Annotated in this window: 13 protein-coding genes; 7 read left to right on the top strand and 6 right to left on the bottom strand. The window is 66.1% G+C overall.

Translation table 11 applies throughout. From position 1 onward, the window contains the following. Positions 1-231: ATP-binding cassette domain-containing protein (locus AB4099_RS08280; protein ID WP_441477695.1), on the bottom strand; the 231-nt coding region annotated here is incomplete at its 3' end. Between the two features lie 730 nt (positions 232-961). On the opposite strand from AB4099_RS08280, the gene AB4099_RS08285 reads away from it, so the two are divergent. The 4 genes from AB4099_RS08285 (at position 962) to AB4099_RS08300 (ending at position 4574) form a co-directional block, all read left to right on the top strand. Further along, the gene (locus tag AB4099_RS08285; protein ID WP_162768442.1) at positions 962-1330 is read left to right on the top strand and encodes a hypothetical protein; all 369 of its coding nucleotides are present in this window, start codon (positions 962-964) and stop codon (positions 1328-1330) included. Between the two features lie 152 nt (positions 1331-1482). Beyond that, positions 1483-1737, top strand: a complete 255-nt coding sequence (locus AB4099_RS08290) for a BTB/POZ domain-containing protein (protein ID WP_113518330.1) — start codon at positions 1483-1485, stop codon at positions 1735-1737. 1012 nt (positions 1738-2749) lie between these two features. Continuing rightward, positions 2750-3235, top strand: coding sequence for a hypothetical protein (locus AB4099_RS08295; protein ID WP_441477696.1), 486 nt, complete (start codon positions 2750-2752; stop codon positions 3233-3235). Between the two features lie 283 nt (positions 3236-3518). Then, entirely contained in the window at positions 3519-4574 is a 1056-nt protein-coding gene (locus AB4099_RS08300) for a sensor histidine kinase (protein WP_441477697.1), read from the top strand. 151 nt (positions 4575-4725) lie between these two features. Here the strand turns inward: AB4099_RS08300 and AB4099_RS08305 are convergent, their stop codons facing one another. The 5 genes from AB4099_RS08305 to AB4099_RS08325 all read right to left on the bottom strand — a co-directional run bounded on the left by AB4099_RS08305 (position 4726) and on the right by AB4099_RS08325 (position 10870). Then, positions 4726-6183 carry a TAXI family TRAP transporter solute-binding subunit gene (locus AB4099_RS08305; protein ID WP_441477698.1) on the bottom strand — a complete coding sequence of 486 codons (1458 nt, stop codon included), beginning with the start codon at positions 6181-6183 and terminating at the stop codon, positions 4726-4728. A gap of 205 nt (positions 6184-6388) precedes the next feature. Further along, the gene (locus AB4099_RS08310) at positions 6389-7516 is read right to left on the bottom strand and encodes a serine hydrolase domain-containing protein (protein ID WP_441477699.1); all 1128 of its coding nucleotides are present in this window, start codon (positions 7514-7516) and stop codon (positions 6389-6391) included. 60 nt (positions 7517-7576) lie between these two features. Continuing rightward, positions 7577-9094, bottom strand: coding sequence for an aldehyde dehydrogenase (locus AB4099_RS08315; protein ID WP_441477700.1), 1518 nt, complete (start codon positions 9092-9094; stop codon positions 7577-7579). Positions 9095-9114: 20 nt separating this feature from the next. Then, positions 9115-10470 (bottom strand): NAD(P)/FAD-dependent oxidoreductase, encoded by a 1356-nt coding sequence (locus AB4099_RS08320; RefSeq protein ID WP_441477701.1) that lies wholly within the window; start codon positions 10468-10470, stop codon positions 9115-9117. Further along, positions 10457-10870 carry a Rid family hydrolase gene (locus tag AB4099_RS08325; protein WP_441477702.1) on the bottom strand — a complete coding sequence of 138 codons (414 nt, stop codon included), beginning with the start codon at positions 10868-10870 and terminating at the stop codon, positions 10457-10459. The genes AB4099_RS08320 and AB4099_RS08325 overlap by 14 nt, the downstream gene beginning before the upstream one ends. A gap of 258 nt (positions 10871-11128) precedes the next feature. Here AB4099_RS08325 and AB4099_RS08330 point away from each other — a divergent pair, with 258 nt between their 5' ends. From AB4099_RS08330 to AB4099_RS08340, 3 genes are all read left to right on the top strand, one after another. Further along, entirely contained in the window at positions 11129-12265 is a 1137-nt protein-coding gene (locus AB4099_RS08330; protein WP_441477703.1) for an NAD(P)/FAD-dependent oxidoreductase, read from the top strand. 169 nt (positions 12266-12434) lie between these two features. After that, positions 12435-14105, top strand: a complete 1671-nt coding sequence (locus AB4099_RS08335) for a peptide ABC transporter substrate-binding protein (RefSeq protein ID WP_441477704.1) — start codon at positions 12435-12437, stop codon at positions 14103-14105. A gap of 10 nt (positions 14106-14115) precedes the next feature. Next, complete coding sequence (locus AB4099_RS08340) at positions 14116-15066, top strand: ABC transporter permease (RefSeq protein WP_441477705.1); 951 nt, start codon at positions 14116-14118, stop codon at positions 15064-15066. Positions 15067-15068 lie beyond the last annotated feature (2 nt).

The following is a 15068-nucleotide window of genomic DNA, read 5'->3' on the forward strand; positions in this document are numbered from 1 at the left end:
GATCATCGTCGACTTGCCCGAGCCGGACGGCCCGCAGATCACCAGCTTCTCGCCGCGGGCGACTTTCAGGTTGATGTCGCGCAGCACATGGAACTCGCCATACCACTTATTGACCCCGATCATCTCCACGGCCGTGTCCGTGGTCAGGGAGGTCTGCTTCAGCCCGACAGGGCGATCGGCCGTCGCGCCGTGATCTCCCGGGCGAGGGTGCGCGGTGGTCGCATGTGCCATGAAGAGCTGATCCGAAGTGAGTGTGTCCTTGGGCCGAGCATAGGAACCAGGCCCCGGCGGGCAATCCGCCGGCAGGCATGACTTCATGCCGGAATGTTATGCCGGCCGGCGAGCGGGGTTGCGACGCCGGAGAACGCCCCTCATCGGCGCCGTCGATGGCGCCGCTGCTCCAGGCGAGGCTCCCGTTCTGACCCGGCTGCTCCATGGGCGCAGGGCGCAGCGGCGATTGGCCCGGGCGCCATGCCGTGATCGCATCGACTGTGGCATCCCTGCTCCTTGTGGGCTCCGGGCGGGTAACAAAAGCGTAATCGGGTAGAGAAATCCCTGTACAAATTTGCGTATATGACGTTTCACTGCCCCGTTTTCTCAGAGGATGTCAGGCTTTTACAAGGTATTCATTCCTCTGGTGATTTTTTGATCATAAAATCTGTCTGAAATTAAATTGTGATCGGAAAGATGCGGCTGTAATGAGTATTTAAGTTGCAGTTCTTGGTGATCGTCCACTTCTGGTAGAGGGCATCGCAGCTCTGCTGAAGCGCCGCGCGGAATCGCGAGATCGCCAGCGCAGTCTTGCTCGGCGAGACGACGATCACGAGGCCTGCACGAAACCGGATGGGCAGGATGGGGGCTCGCAACGCGTCGAGGCGGTGATCGCAGCACGGGCGTTACCGCCCGGGCGTGCCTGAACTCCGAGCCGACCCGTGACCGGATGGAAGGACTGCCGATGCACATGATCCCGATCGTGGCCGCGGTTTCCGCCCTCGCACTCACCGGTGCCGCCCATGCCCAGACTCCGCCTGAAGAAGCTGCTGCCGACCGCGAGGTCGGGCTCAGTCCCGTGGCTGCATCGGGACCCTTGAGGAACCGGTCGGTGATCGTCGTCGATATCCGCGCGCTGCCCAAGCCGGAACGGTTACGCGTCACCCGGATCGTTGCAGCACGCGGCGATGACGAACTGCAGAAGCTCCGGACGGCGATCGATGCAGCACCGCTTCTCGCCCTTGCGCTTCGGGCGCAGGGGCTGTCATCGCTGCAGGTGCTCGTCGCCGAGACCGGTGCCAATGGGCGGCTGACCCTCATCACCAGGAAGAAGTTCTGACGGCGATGGCGGCCGGCAGCGCCAGGGGTGCGTGAGCGCCCTGGCCTCGTCGCAGCGGCTGTATTCCCGGCTGGCGACCTTATCGGCATGACCCGGCGTCCCCATATCCTGGCGACCGGCGCAAGCGCTCAACCGGCCGGCCGGAGGCGTTCATGGACATCGTCGTCACGCAGCTCGAGCACAGCGTTTGGGAAATGAAGGACCGGCTCGGTCGCCATTTCGGAACGATTGTTGCCGGGCAGGATGACGATTTCTGGATCGGCCCTGAGAACCGGGGCGCGCGGGCGCTGCCCATGATCCGATTTGGCCCCTACGCCTCGCTTGGCGCCGTGATGACCGCGATCCAGGCCTATATGCGCTATGAGACCGGCGACCTGCAGCAAAGGACGAGCTTCGATCCGCTCTGAATCTTCGCCCTCCGCACGGCGGGCCCAGCAGGTCGAGATCTGGCCGTCCCAGACTTGGCCGTGCCCAGACCTTTTCGTGCCCAGACCTGGCCGTGTCTGATCCTGGGCGTGGCTAAGATGACGCGGGCCGTCTGCTTGCTTAATCCGCGATTTGAGCGCCCAATGCCTGGGCAGTCTCTGTTTTGACCGAACTGAGACGGGCCTCAATGCCGACCGTGCTCGGCCACCGCAATTCCAGTCGAGCAAGGCAAGGGCGTTTGGCGCGACAGGGCGCCATGTCCGATGACATCGAGATGAGGTCGCCGACGGCCGTCTCAGCCTGCGGATGCGGGTAAGCCCTCGACCAGCTTCGAAAGCAGACGGTTGCTGCGGCAACCTGACTTGGGCCTCCGGAATGGCTTCCGAGGGCAGCCCCAGCCTCTCCCTGGATTGGTCTGACCCCGGGCAAAATGCGATGGAGTCCCCATGACAAGTTTCTGGCTCAGTTTGGACAGTTGCCGCGCCCTTGGGGTGTGGATGGCTCCGCGTTACCACGCCTGGATCGCTCTTCTCATGCTGACCGCGGCCTTTGCGTTGATTGCAGCCGTCGTGGTCCATTGAGCCGCCATCCAGATGCCGGCGAAGAATGCGAGGGGGCGCTCTTCGCACAAGGCGAACCAGACATCGCCATCGCATCGCGATCGAACGCGCTGAAGGCGTGAATGGCACCAGGCAGCGACGATCTCTCCCCCAGTCAGCGCGTCCAATGGGCGCTCGCGGGGCGAATGCCTGGCATGCCAATCTCCGGTTCAGCGGCCGCGCCGTTTGCCGAAGTCGACCTTCTCGCCCTTCGCGCGGTGCCTGACGGCTCTCCCCAGGCGGAACAAACGGGCACGTCGCGGGTTGAATGTCGTCTGTCGCATTGCGTGGTGCCACAATGGGCTCTTTACCGCGTGCCTACCGTCATAAGACCCGGCGCCGCCAGCCATCGACCGAGCGAAGAGCCTCTGCTCGACCCCGAGCCGCGGCAGGTGTGCCTGTCGAACTGACCCGCCAGATATGCCGGGATGACGACGGCAATCACTATACGGTGATCGCCTGGCGCCCGTATCCGCATCGCCGCAGCACCAGCTATACGCTCGATACGGGCGCGCTGGTGAACTATGTCGACGACCACCGATTCGAGATCGACAGGACGGGGACGATCATCACCCGCGTGCCCGAGCAGGTTGAGAAGGCCCAACGGGATCGCATCCGGCCTGGAGATCTGAGCGACGTGCGGCCCGGGCTCGCGCTACCGGAACCAAACGGGCCTCAGCTTGTTGCACAAGCGCAAGCCGCACCGCAAAGGCTTCCGTTCCCTGACAGGCAGCCTATGAGACGGCCGAGATTTCCCAGCTTCGACAGTTTGATCTGGCTTGCGGTGATTGTGCTGGTTCTGGCCTTCGCCAACCTGCTTGCTCCGGCCCCCAATGCGCACGGCGCCGGCTTCCTGGCGTTCCTCCTGCACTGGCCGTAATGGCGTGATCGCGGATCTCGCGCTGGTCTGGCCAATGTCGGCGCCATCAGCAGGCCTGGTTGCCGTGTCGCCGGCACGGATCGAATGCGGCCATCGGCCCTGTCGTTCACGATGAAGCCAGGGACCGTTCGGGACGCGCCCTCCTGGATGCCCGGGGGCCCCTTCAGGCTGCGACATTGCTCGCGGTTCGGTGTAGTGTCGGGGACGGGCCGGTCGCCGGCTCAAGGATGCGCTTGCAGTTCCCGCCGGGTATCTGCCGCGTCGATGATGGATTTCTCACAACATGGAAGACGCGGGCATATTGGCGCAGGCGATCGTCGACACGATCGCAGAGCCCTTTGTCGTGCTCGACGATCAGCTTCGCGTCGTGAAGGCCAACAACGCCTTCTGCACGGCCTTCCATGTCGATCGTGACGAGATGGCGGGCCGTCCATTGGCCTCGCTTGGCGATGGCCAATGGGACATCGCGGCCCTTCGCGTTCTTCTGGACGGGATCATTCCCGGGCATGCCGTCCTTGAAGGGTTCGAGATCGAGCATGAGTGTCCGCATTTTGGCCGTCGGATCATTCTCCTGAATGCCCGGCAGCTGGTCGACGAGGACGGCGCGGCGAAGAAGATCCTGCTCACCTGCACCGACATCACGGCGCGTCGGGCGGTCGAGCGGGAGAAGGAGGAGCTTCTCAAGCAAACCGAGGAGCTGCTGCGCCAGAAGGATGTCCTGCTTCAGGAGATCCAGCACCGCGTCGCCAACAGCCTCCAGATCATCGCCAGCATCCTGCTGTTGAAGGCGCGGGCCGTCTCATCGGAGGAAACGCGCCGGCACCTGAAGGATGCGCATCAGCGCGTCATGTCGGTCGCCGAGGTGCAGCGGCATCTCGACACCGCCGAAGGGATCGACCAGATCGAGGTCAGCTCCTACCTGACCAAGCTTTGCGCGAGCCTCGCCTCGTCGATGGTCGGGGAAGGTCAGCCGATCGCGGTCGAGGTGATCGCCGACGCAGGGATGATCAGGTCCGATCAGGCCGTGAGCCTTGGCCTCATCGTCACCGAACTCGTCATCAACGCCATCAAATACGCATTCCCCGTCGCCAGGGCCGATGCCGTGATCCTCATTACCTACGAGATCAAGGGCGCGGACTGGAAGCTGGTCGTCTCCGACAATGGCATCGGAAAGACGGCCGGCGACGCGGGCGGGGCCGGCACCGGACTGGGCACGGCCATCGTGCAAGCGCTCGTCAAGCAGCTCGACGCCGTCATGGAGGCGCCGAGCGGGGCTGGCGGCATGAAGATTTCGATCACCCGGGCGAGCTTCGTCTCGCGCATGCCGAGCGCGGCCTGAAACTCCGCGAGGTCTCCCGGACGTTGAAGGCGATGAGAGCCGGCTGACGGCAAGGCGCAGTCCGCCACCAACGAGAAGACCCGCCGCCGGACGTCGATCCTGGCCTTGCCCATCACGGACGTGTGAGACGCTGCCGGATCGGACCAAGGCCTCAGTTCGAGCTCGCCGGATTGTCCTTCACACCAACATCCCTGTCGGCTGGCGTTACGTCCGTCGGCGCATAGGGGGCTGGTGTGCCTTCCTTGATCGGTGGCGCTTCGTGCGCGCCGCCCACGGCGCCCATTTTGCCGCGAGCCCCGGGCGGCGGGCCGGCGCGCAGTGCGGCGACAGCGTCCCGCGCGTTCTCATAGGCGAGTTGCAGAGGGGCAAACTCCTCGTAGCTGCATCGGCGCTCGTAGCCGAGGGCTGCCATATCGATCGCGATGACGCCGAGTTCCTGCGACAGCCCTTGCGCATCGGCTGGATCGGTCGAGGCGCCGGCGCGTTCCGTGATGCCCTTCAGGCGGGACAGGATCCCACCCATCGGATCGGCGCCGCCCTGGTTGAGGAAGCCGCCGGCGGCGGCGAGCATTGAGCTGACGACGCCTCCGACCAGCACAACATTCCAGATCTGTTCGCTGAACAGGGTCGACCAGCTCGTGTCCGTATCGTCCAGATAGGCGGCGGTGCCGGGGTGAAGCGGAAAACGTGCATCCTTCTCGCTGTCCGGTGGTGTGATCAGGCTGGCCAGCGGAACCTCGCGCGCCAACTCGCTGCGCCGTTCGAGCAAGCCGCGCGTCACCTCCATGATCGCGTTGTTGTAGAGCCGCGCGCGCAGGGGACCGGTCGAAGCGCGATTGGCAGCCAGCGCGGTTGGAACCCCGACCGTGTCGACATCGTCGTCGGGAATGGACAGACGTGGAAAAGCGTTCTTCTCGATCGTCTCGGAGCTGGCGGCCGGGGTATTCTGCTTCAAGGACTCGCCAAGCTCGATACTGAGGATGGTCGGGGGATTTTTCCGCTTGTCACCGACCGCGGCGACCACGTCCCTGACCACGGGATCGGCCGGGACGCCGAGCACGACGACACAATCGAGCTGTCCGCCAGCGACGAGCCGGGCGACATCCCCGGGCTTGACGATCGTCAGGCGAACATCGGCCGGTGTGAGGCCCACCAAGTCGAGGAGCCGGGCGAAGGACGGCTCGTCAAGCGGCGAGCGGGAGACGAGACCGAGGCGCTTGCCCTTCACATCGGCGAGCGTCTCCAGCTTCAGTCGCGCCGGTGCCGTGGCGATCACGAGATTGGTGCGCAGCAAAGCGACCAGTGCAGCCCCGGTCGGCAAGGGATCGTCGAGCCGCAGGACGGCGAGGTCGACCTCCCGTTTCTCCAGCAGCCGGCTGCTTTCGTGCATATCGGCCGTCGTGACCAGATCCAGGCGCGCCCCGGCCCGGTTGACGTCGAGCAGGCGATTGAAGGCGATCAGCAGCTTGGCATCGATCCCGTCCTTGGGCCCGGCCGCGACGCGCAAATGCAGGGGCTGCGACCAGGTGAGATAGCCGACGACAGCCGCGGTCAGCAGCGCGAAGGCCGCCGCGGCGATCAGCAGGAGACGCGAGATCGAGATGTTCATGGCACATGTCCCGAACTGCGCCTCGCGTCGAAGACGTCGGCTCAGCGCCTGCCAGCCACGCTATCGGCTCTGGACCGCTTCAGCAGCGGGGAGCCCACGAGCCCGGCAGGGCAAGCTTAGCGCACAATACGGCGACGTCACCCATGGTGCTGTCAGGTGCTGCGCTCCCGCAGCGCGACGCGGGACCGGCACTCCGGCCTTCTCCTCACAGGGCGCGGGCAAGCGCCGCGAAGAAGGCATCGTCATTGATCTCGAGGCGCTGGCGAAAGCTCGGCTTCGAGCGCGCGCTCAGCACCACGACGACCAGGCGCTTCTGCGGGTTGATGTGGATGTACTGGCCATAGATGCCCTCGGCCTGGAAGGTGCCCTTGAGCGCCGGGTCGTCGAGGACGGGGATCCACCACATGTAACCATAGGGGATGAGCGTCTCGCCGATCGGGAAGGGCTGGCCCGCTTCGCCGGTCCAGCCCTCGGGCAGCAGCGTCTCGGCGCCGATCCGGCCGCCATCGAGGACGAACTGCCCGAAGCGCGCATAATCGCGCATGGTCGCGTGCATGCCGCTGCCCGACACGGTCATTCCGTCCGGGCTTTCCGACCACCAGGTTGCGTCGGCTTCCGCGCCCATGCGCGACCACAGCCGCGTCGAGAGATAATCGGCGAGGTTTGTGCCCGTCGCGCCTTCCATGACCGCGCTGACGAGGTAGGATTCGCCGGTATTGTATGTCCAGGACTGGCCCGGAGCCGTCTCGGCGGGCAGGGCGGCCATGTGGCGGGCGATGCCGCCCTTTTGCCACTGCATCTGGATCTCCAGCAGCTGCCGGCGATCGGAGGTCGGGTCGGTATAGGCCTCGCGCCAGCGGATGCCAGACGCCATGCGCAGGAGCTGGCGGATCGAGACCTGCGCATAGACGCCGCCGAGAGGCGCATAGCGCGTCACCGGGTCGTCGAGGCTCGCGATGGCGCCCTCGCGCAGCGCGATGCCGACCAGAGTCGCGGCCACCGATTTGGCGAGCGAGCAGGAATTCCACATCGTCTGGGGGGCGATGCCCAGCGAATAGCTCTCCTCGATCACCTCGCCATCGCGCAGCACCGTCAGCCCGGCGACACGGTTGACCGAGAGATAGTCGTAGAGATCGAAGGTCGAACCGTGATCCTGGATCGCGAGCTTCGGCAAACCCTGGCCGGATCGCTTCAGCGCGGACGGCTTTGCTGCGCGCGGGATGGTCCGGGAGGGAAACCAGCCGCCATCGGTCGACATGGTCGCGACCATCTCGTCGGGCAGCAAGGTGCCGTCATAGAAGCGCTCGATCTGAGCGCGGGTGGAGCTGTCCATGCTCATCGCCTTATCCAATGCCCGTTCCTGGCCTGATCCCGGCCTGCCTGTCCCGCCGCATCATCCCTGCCGTGTCGGCGCGTTGATGCTGATCCAGGTCGTCTTCGTCTGCAGATATTGCCCCATCGCTTCCAGGCCCTTGTCGCGCGCCAGCGAGCCCGAGCGCTTATAGCCGCCGAACGGCGTCTTGAGATCGCCTTCGGTGAAGCCGTTGATCGCAACCGTGCCGCAAGCCAGCCGCCGGGACATAAACAGCGCCCGGTCGAGATCCCTGGTGTAGAGCGTCGCGTGCAGTCCGTAATCGCTGTCATTCGCGACCGCCAGCGCCTCGTCCAGGCCGTCGACCGGGACAACGCCGAGCACGGGGCCAAAGATCTCCTCGCGCGCGATCGTCATCTGCGGGCCGAGGTCGCCGAAAACAGTCGGGCCGAGGAAATTCCCCGGCTGCTCCTGCAGCGCGGGCGAGGAGGAGAGGACGCAGCGCGCGCCCTCGCGATGCCCGGCCTCGACAAAGCCCAGCACCGTCCGGCGATGCTCGGCCGAGACCATCGGGCCGAGTTCCGTCGCCGGATCGAGCGGATCTCCGACGACCAGCGCCCGGGCGCGTTCCGTGATCAGATGGAGATATTCCTCCTGGCGCTTCCGGTCGATGATCTGGCGCATATTGGCGGAGCAATTCTGCCCGCCATTCCAGAAGGCCGCGGTCACGGCATTCTCGATCAGCTCCGGCGACAGTTCGGCATCGTCGAGCACGATGAAGGGGCTCTTGCCGCCCATCTCGAGGCCGATCGATTTCAGGTTGCTCTCTGCGGCATAGCGCAGGAACAGCCGGCCGACCTCCGTCGAACCGGTAAAGGAGACGGCGTCGATATCATCATGCAGGCCGATCGCCCGGCCGGTGGTCTCGCCGAGACCGGGCAGGACGTTGAGCACGCCGGCCGGAAGACCGGCCTTAGCTGCGAGTTCCGCAAGCCGCAGCAGTGACAGCGCGGTCTGCTCGGCCGGCTTCACGACGACGGAGCAGCCGCTGGCGAGCGCCGGCGCCAGCTTCCAGGCCGCCATCAGCAGCGGAAAATTCCAGGGGAGGACGGCGCCGACCACCCCGATCGGTTCGCGCGTGATCAGGGCGCAAGCATCCTCGCCCGTGGGCGCGACCCTGCCAAAGCTCTTGTCGATCAGCTCGGCATACCATTGGAAGGTCGCGGGAACCTCGATCGCGATCTCCTTCAGGCAATCCCTGATCGGCTTGCCGCTGTCGAGGCTTTCCAGCACGGCGAGTTCGGTCGCGTTGCTGCGGATCAGTTCGGACAGCCGCAGCAGCACCGCCTTGCGCAGCTCGGGCGCGGCGCGCGACCAGCCGCCATCGCGAAAGCTGCGCCGGGCGGCTGCCACGGCCCGGTCGACATCGGCGGGCTGGCAATGCGCGATCGTGGTGAGGATCTCGCCCGTTGCCGGGTTGACGGTTTCCAGGAGCTGGCCATCGGCCGGGGCAGCGGGCCTGCCATCGATGAAGGCCCCGACGGGCAGCGCCAGCCTGCCGGCGATGGCCCTGTAATGGGCCGCGTTTTCATGGATCATGACGACATCCCGGATCAGGCTCAGAGGGGGGCGTGCGGGCGCGAATAGGTGCCGCGTGCGAAGCGGTCGAAGCGCAACGGTTTCAGGATCGCGGCAGGAGCGGCACCGCTCGCGAGGCTCGCGACATGGCGCCCAACGGCAGGGCCGAGGCCGAAGCCGTGCCCGGAGAAGCCGGTCGCGACGATCAGCCCGGCGATTTCCGAGGGACTGTCGAGGACCGGCAGCGCATCGGGCATCACGTCGATCTGGCCGGCCCAGGATTTCACGATTGCGATGCCGTCCGCCCCCTCGAAAAGCTGCCTGACGCTCTCGCCGGTCTTGGCCGCCCGTGCCTCATTGGCGGGGATGCGCGGACGCCGGCGCGCCACCGGCCGCTCGCGCTTCGGCACGGAGAGCCGCTCATGCAGGTCGTCGAGGAGCGGCCGTCCCAGCCTGAAGGCGAAGCCGCTGCGATAGCGGAGCAGCTCCGGCAGGAAGAAGCGCGAAGCCCGGAAGGAATCGAGGGAGAGATCGATATCGGAGCTTGAATCGGCTGCGATGATGCAGGAACCGTCGGCGCGCTGCCGCAAGCCGATGCCGAAGCCGCAGAAGCAGGCGTCGCTAAGCGGCGGCAGCGGGGCCGTGAGCGAGACCGTGCTGCGCACGCCCTGCTGCGGCAGGACGAGGCCGAGCGGGGCGAGCAGGCGATGGCTTTGCAGGCCGGCCGCGCAGACCACGGTGCCGCAGCGGATCAGGCCATGCTCGGTCAGGACGCCGCTGACCCGGCCTGCGGAAGTCTCGATCGCGAGCGCCCCGCAATCGTCGAGCACGCGGACGCCGCGCCGCATCGCCGCCCGGGCGAAGGCCGTGGTCGCGAGTGCAGGCTCGGCCTGTCCGTCCGAGGGGGTGTGCAGCGCGCCGGGCGCCTGGCCGCGCAGCGACGGCATCAGGCCAGCGAGCTGTGGGCGAGACAGCATCCGGGCATCGACGGCGATATCGCGCGTGACATCATGCCAATGCGCGAAGGTCTGGAGCTCCGCGTCGGTCTCCGCCACGAAGATGCAGCCGGTCGCGCGCCAGCCGATCGGCTGGCCGAGCTCCTGTTCCAGCTCCGGCCAGATCGAGAGCGCCTCGATCGCCAGCGGCAATTCGAGCGGATCGCGATATTGCGTCCGCACGAAACCCCAGTTGCGGCCCGATTGCTGGGACGAGACCTTGTCCCGCTCGATCAGGATCGTGCTGAGCCCGGCACCGGCGAGATAATAGGCCGATGCCGCCCCCATGATGCCGCCGCCGATGACGACGACATCCGCCTGGCGCGGCAGGGCGACCGGCTCGGCCCCGAGCTGCGCGACGACCTCGTCCGGGGCGTGCGGGAACAGGCTAAGCGCGGACATCGAGGATGGCATCCATGTCCATCTCGACGAAGATTTCCGGATCGAACAGCCCGGCCTCGACCGTCGTGCAGGCCGGGTTCACGCCCCGAAACGTCTCGGCGAAGACGGCCATGATCTCTTCGTAGTGAACGGCCTGCGAGAGATACATCCGCACCCGCACGACATCGGAAAGCGTCGCGCCGGCCTGGGCGAAGGCTGCCGAGGCATTGCGGAAGAGCTGCAGGGTCTGTTCCCGCGCGCCCTTGGCCAGCGTGCTCGAGGCATAGTCGTAGCCCGTGGTGCCCGACAGCATGACATGGGGCCCGACGACCACGGCCCGGCTGTAGCTATAGGTCTGCTCGAATTCGCTGCCCGAGGAAATCAGGCGCCGGCCGCCCGCTGATGGTCTGGTGTCGCTCATGATCGCTTTCGCATGACGTTGCCTTGCGCCAAGAGGGAGCGCGGCGACGAGCGCCTTGTCGATTTCAATTATTGGAGGCGGAGGGCCAGAAATTCGGTCCGGGAATTGGGGGCGGGAAAGCGGGCGAGGGTGGTTCCAGTTTTTCAGCCCTCGACCTCGAATTATTGAAATCGACAAGCCAGCGTCCCGGTGCCCTCCTTCAGATCAGCGCAACCGGTCGTCGGTTGCCAGGCAGCAGTGCAGGGAAGCGTTCGGCCGATGCAGCTTGACGTCATCATCATCGGCGGCGGGATAGCGGGCGCGTCAGCCGCCTATTTCCTCTCCGCCCATGGCTCGGTCGCCGTGATCGAGCGTGAGGAGCATTTCAGCTATCACAGCTCCGGCCGCACCGCGGCGCAGTTCACCGTCGGGATCAGCGCCGCAACGATGCGCAAGATGGCGCAGGCGAGCCGCGCCTTCCTGGAGACGCCGCCCGAGGGCTTCACCGATCACCCGATCATGACGCCGCGCGGTTGCCTGACGGTCGCCAAGGCTGGCCAGGAGGCGGCGCTCATCCGCCTGCGCGACAATCTCCACTCCGTCGGCGCGCGCGCCGAGTATCTCGGCGGTGCTGCCGCGCTCGCGCGTTTCCCGGCTTTGGTCGCCGACAAGGTCGATGCCGGCGTCTACGAGCCCGACGCGATGGATATCGACGTCAACGCCTTGCTGCAGGGCTATCTGCGCGGTGCGAAGGCCAATGGCGCAACCCTCCTGACGAAGGCCGATATCCAGTCGATCCGCCGCGAGGGCGAGTTCTGGTCGGTGCGCCTGGGCGATCGGGAGCTGCGCGCCCCGCTTCTGCTTAATGCGGCCGGAGCCTGGGTCGACGAGGTCACGCGGCTCGCCGGGCTTCGCGCGCTGGGCGTGGTGCCGCACCGGCGCACCGCCTTTACCTTCGCGCTGCAGTCGGGTTTCGAGACGCGCGACTGGCCGCATGTCAGCAATGTCGGCTACGGCTGGTATGTGAAGCCGGAAACCGGCTGCCTGATGGGCAGTTTGGCTGACGCGGTGCCGACCGAGCCGGGCGATGTCTATCCCGACGACATGGATGTCGCCCAGGCGATCGAGAATATCGAGCAGGATACGCTTTTGCGGGTCGGCCGGCCGCTCAGCCAATGGGCGGGGCTCCGCAGCTTCGTCGCCGACAAGAACCCGGTGGCCGGCACGCGGCCGGACGCGCCGGGCTTCTACTGGCTGGCGGGGCAGGGCGGTTGCGGCATCCTGACCTCTCCGGCCATGGGGCAGGCGATCGCCGCGATCATGGCCGGCCGCGACCTGCCGTCGAAATTCGGCGAACTCGGCGTCACCGAGGCTGATCTTTCGCCGATGCGGGACGGGTTGCGGCGGCCGGCCTGAGGGCATCGGACGGAAATCCGGTCTCCGGAAGAATTCGATGCTCGAACAAGAAGCCGGATCGCCGCTCCCGCATCCGAACGGACGCGCGGCGGTCGAGGGCCTTTGCCGGCAGCGGCCGGCGATCATTCGAGGCTGAACACAGCCCGTGACGATAAAAGGGGATAAAGCGATGATCGAAAGCAAGGCAGGCAGCGGCACGAGCCGCCGTGAACTTCTCGGCCTCGGGCTCGGCGCCGGAGCGGCCTCGCTGCTCGGCGGTCTCGGGGGCGCTCATGCGCAGGCCCGCCCATTGGTGCCGCCGCAAAAGCCGCGTGGCCAGGTGATCGCGGGCATCTCGCAGGAACCGACCGTCTTCAATCCGCTGATGCCGGGCAGCGAGGTCGATCAGGGCGTCTGGTGGCAGCTCTTCAACCCGCTCTGGTCGATCGATCCGCAGGGCAGGCTCGTCGCCGATCTCGCGACCGAGGTTCCAAGCGTTGGAAATGGCGGGCTTTCCGCCGACGGGCTGGTCTGGAAGATCAAGCTGCGTCGGGACGTGAAATGGCATGACGGCACGCCGTTCACGGCCGAGGACGTCAAATACACGCTCGACCTGATCAATACGCCCGGTTTCAGGGTCCGCAACCGCGTCGGCCACAGCCTCGTCAAGGAGATCACCATCGTCGCCCCCGACGAGATCCACTGGCGCATGGAGAGCGCCTATTCGCCCTATCTCTCGATCCTGGCGCTGACCTTCATCGTGCCCAGGCACATCCTGGCGAAGGCGCAGGATCCCAACACCGCGCCGTTCAACAGCGCACCCATCGGCACCGGCGCCTTCCGCTGGGGCGAGCGCGTCGCGGGCGACCATCTGCTGCTCCAGGCCAACCCGACCCATCACGGCGAGGGCCCTTATCTCGAGCGGGTCGTCTTCAAGTACATCCCCGATCTGACGATGCTCTACACGCAGTTCCGGACCGGGCAGATCGACTATCTCGGCCTCAGCGGCATCTCCGCCCATTTCGTCAAGGAGGCGCAAGGCCTGCGCGGCCGCAAGCTCTCGCTGTCGCCGACAGCCTTCATCGAGCATATCGCTCTGAACCTCGAATTCGCCCCCTTCGCCGACAAGGCGGTCCGGGAAGCGCTCTATCTCGGCATGAACAAGCAGGCGCGGATAGAGGCCTTGTATTACGGCCTTCCGGTGCCAACCGAGTCCTTCCTGCCGCAACAATCCTGGGCCTATGATCCGGGCCTGCCGGCGCAACGCCATGATCCGGCCAAGGCCAATGCGCTGCTCGATGCCGCCGGCTGGGCCCGCGGCTCCGACGGCATCCGCCAGAAGAACGGCGCGCGTCTCGAATTCGCCAACTCGACCACGGTCGGCAATCCCGGCCGCGAGCAGTCGCAGCAACTCCTGATGCAGGATTGGCGGGCGCTCGGCGTCGCCATGCGCATCAACAACATGCCAGGCGCCGTGATCTGGGGCGAGTACTGGCAGAAGTCGAAATTCGAATCCGTGATGGTCGGGTCCAACTTCATGCTCGGCAACGACCCGGACGTGACGCCGCGCTTCAGCAGCAAGGCGATCCCGGCCAAGGCCGGCAGCGGCCTGAACACCTACCAGTACCAGAACCCCGAGATCGACCGGCTCTTGGCCGAGGGCGCGAGCCAGTTCGACCAGGCGCAGCGCAAGGCGACCTATGGCAAGATCCAGAGGATCATCCGCGACGATCTCGTGCTGCTGCCGATCTACCAGACCGTGATGGCCGAAGGCATCAAGGACGGGCTGCAGGGCTTTGCCGCCAATATCAACTGCTCGTCGAATTGCTGGAATATGCGCAGCTGGTTCTGGGCTTCGTGAGCCGGCCGCGATGATCCCCTTTCTCCTGAGGCGGCTCTGGCAGTCCCTCGTCCTGCTCGCCATCGTCTCGATGATCGGCTTTGCGATCCTCTATCTCGCGCCGGGCGGGCCGATGTCGCAATTCGCCCAGTCCGCCCAGATGTCGCAGGAGGATCTTGACCGCATCGCCCGGCAGCTCGGCCTCGATCGGCCCTTGCCGGTGCAGTACTGGGACTGGCTGCTGCGGATGCTGAGCGGCGACTGGGGCCGCTCCTTCCGCGACAACAGCCCGGTCTGGAGCGTCATCGGCTCGCATCTGCGCGCCACGTTCGAGCTGATGGCGGTCTCGACGCTGATCGCCATCGCGCTCGGCTGCTGGATCGGCATCTTGGGCGCGATCCGGCGCTATTCCATCTTCGACATGGTGGCGACGGTGGGCGCAATGGTCGCCCTCTCGATCCCGACCTTCTGGTTCGGGCTGATCGCGATCTACCTGTTCTCGGTCCAGCTCGGCTGGCTGCCCGCCGGCAACCGCCAGACCATCGGCGACGGCTCATTCCTCGATGTCGCGCATCATTTGATCGCGCCGGCGCTCGTGCTGGCGCTGGTCGAGACCGCAATCTGGGCCCGCTTCATGCGCTCGGCCATGCTCGACGTGATCGGCCAAGACTACATCCGGACGGCGCGCGCCAAGGGCTTGCCGGAGCAGGCGGTGCTGCGCGGCCATGCGATGCGCAATGCGCTGCTGCCGCTGATCACCCTTGCCGGCCTGCAGTTCCCGACGCTGCTCGGCGGTGCGCTGGTGACCGAGACGGTCTTCACCTGGCCGGGAATGGGGCGGCTCTTCCTCGATTCCGTGGAATATCGCGACTACCCCGTGGTCATGGGCATCCTGATGTTCTCGGCCGTGATGGTCCTGCTCGGGTCGCTGCTGGCCGACATGCTCTACGCGGTGGCTGATCCGCGCATCCGGATGGGCTGAGC

It is taken from the genome of Allobosea sp. 2KB_26 (assembly GCF_052115715.1).
Taxonomy (GTDB): domain Bacteria; phylum Pseudomonadota; class Alphaproteobacteria; order Rhizobiales; family Beijerinckiaceae; genus Allobosea.

Coding starts and splice junctions, on each gene's coding strand:
- AB4099_RS08330 (WP_441477703.1), top strand. CDS start 11,129: ATGCAGCTTGACGTCATCATCATCGGCGGCGGGATAGCGGGCGCGTCA.
- AB4099_RS08320 (WP_441477701.1), bottom strand. CDS start 10,470: ATGTCCGCGCTTAGCCTGTTCCCGCACGCCCCGGACGAGGTCGTCGCG.
- AB4099_RS08305 (WP_441477698.1), bottom strand. CDS start 6,183: ATGAACATCTCGATCTCGCGTCTCCTGCTGATCGCCGCGGCGGCCTTC.
- AB4099_RS08325 (WP_441477702.1), bottom strand. CDS start 10,870: ATGAGCGACACCAGACCATCAGCGGGCGGCCGGCGCCTGATTTCCTCG.
- AB4099_RS08285 (WP_162768442.1), top strand. CDS start 962: ATGATCCCGATCGTGGCCGCGGTTTCCGCCCTCGCACTCACCGGTGCC.
- AB4099_RS08300 (WP_441477697.1), top strand. CDS start 3,519: ATGGAAGACGCGGGCATATTGGCGCAGGCGATCGTCGACACGATCGCA.
- AB4099_RS08340 (WP_441477705.1), top strand. CDS start 14,116: ATGATCCCCTTTCTCCTGAGGCGGCTCTGGCAGTCCCTCGTCCTGCTC.
- AB4099_RS08335 (WP_441477704.1), top strand. CDS start 12,435: ATGATCGAAAGCAAGGCAGGCAGCGGCACGAGCCGCCGTGAACTTCTC.
- AB4099_RS08310 (WP_441477699.1), bottom strand. CDS start 7,516: ATGGACAGCTCCACCCGCGCTCAGATCGAGCGCTTCTATGACGGCACC.
- AB4099_RS08315 (WP_441477700.1), bottom strand. CDS start 9,094: ATGATCCATGAAAACGCGGCCCATTACAGGGCCATCGCCGGCAGGCTG.
- AB4099_RS08290 (WP_113518330.1), top strand. CDS start 1,483: ATGGACATCGTCGTCACGCAGCTCGAGCACAGCGTTTGGGAAATGAAG.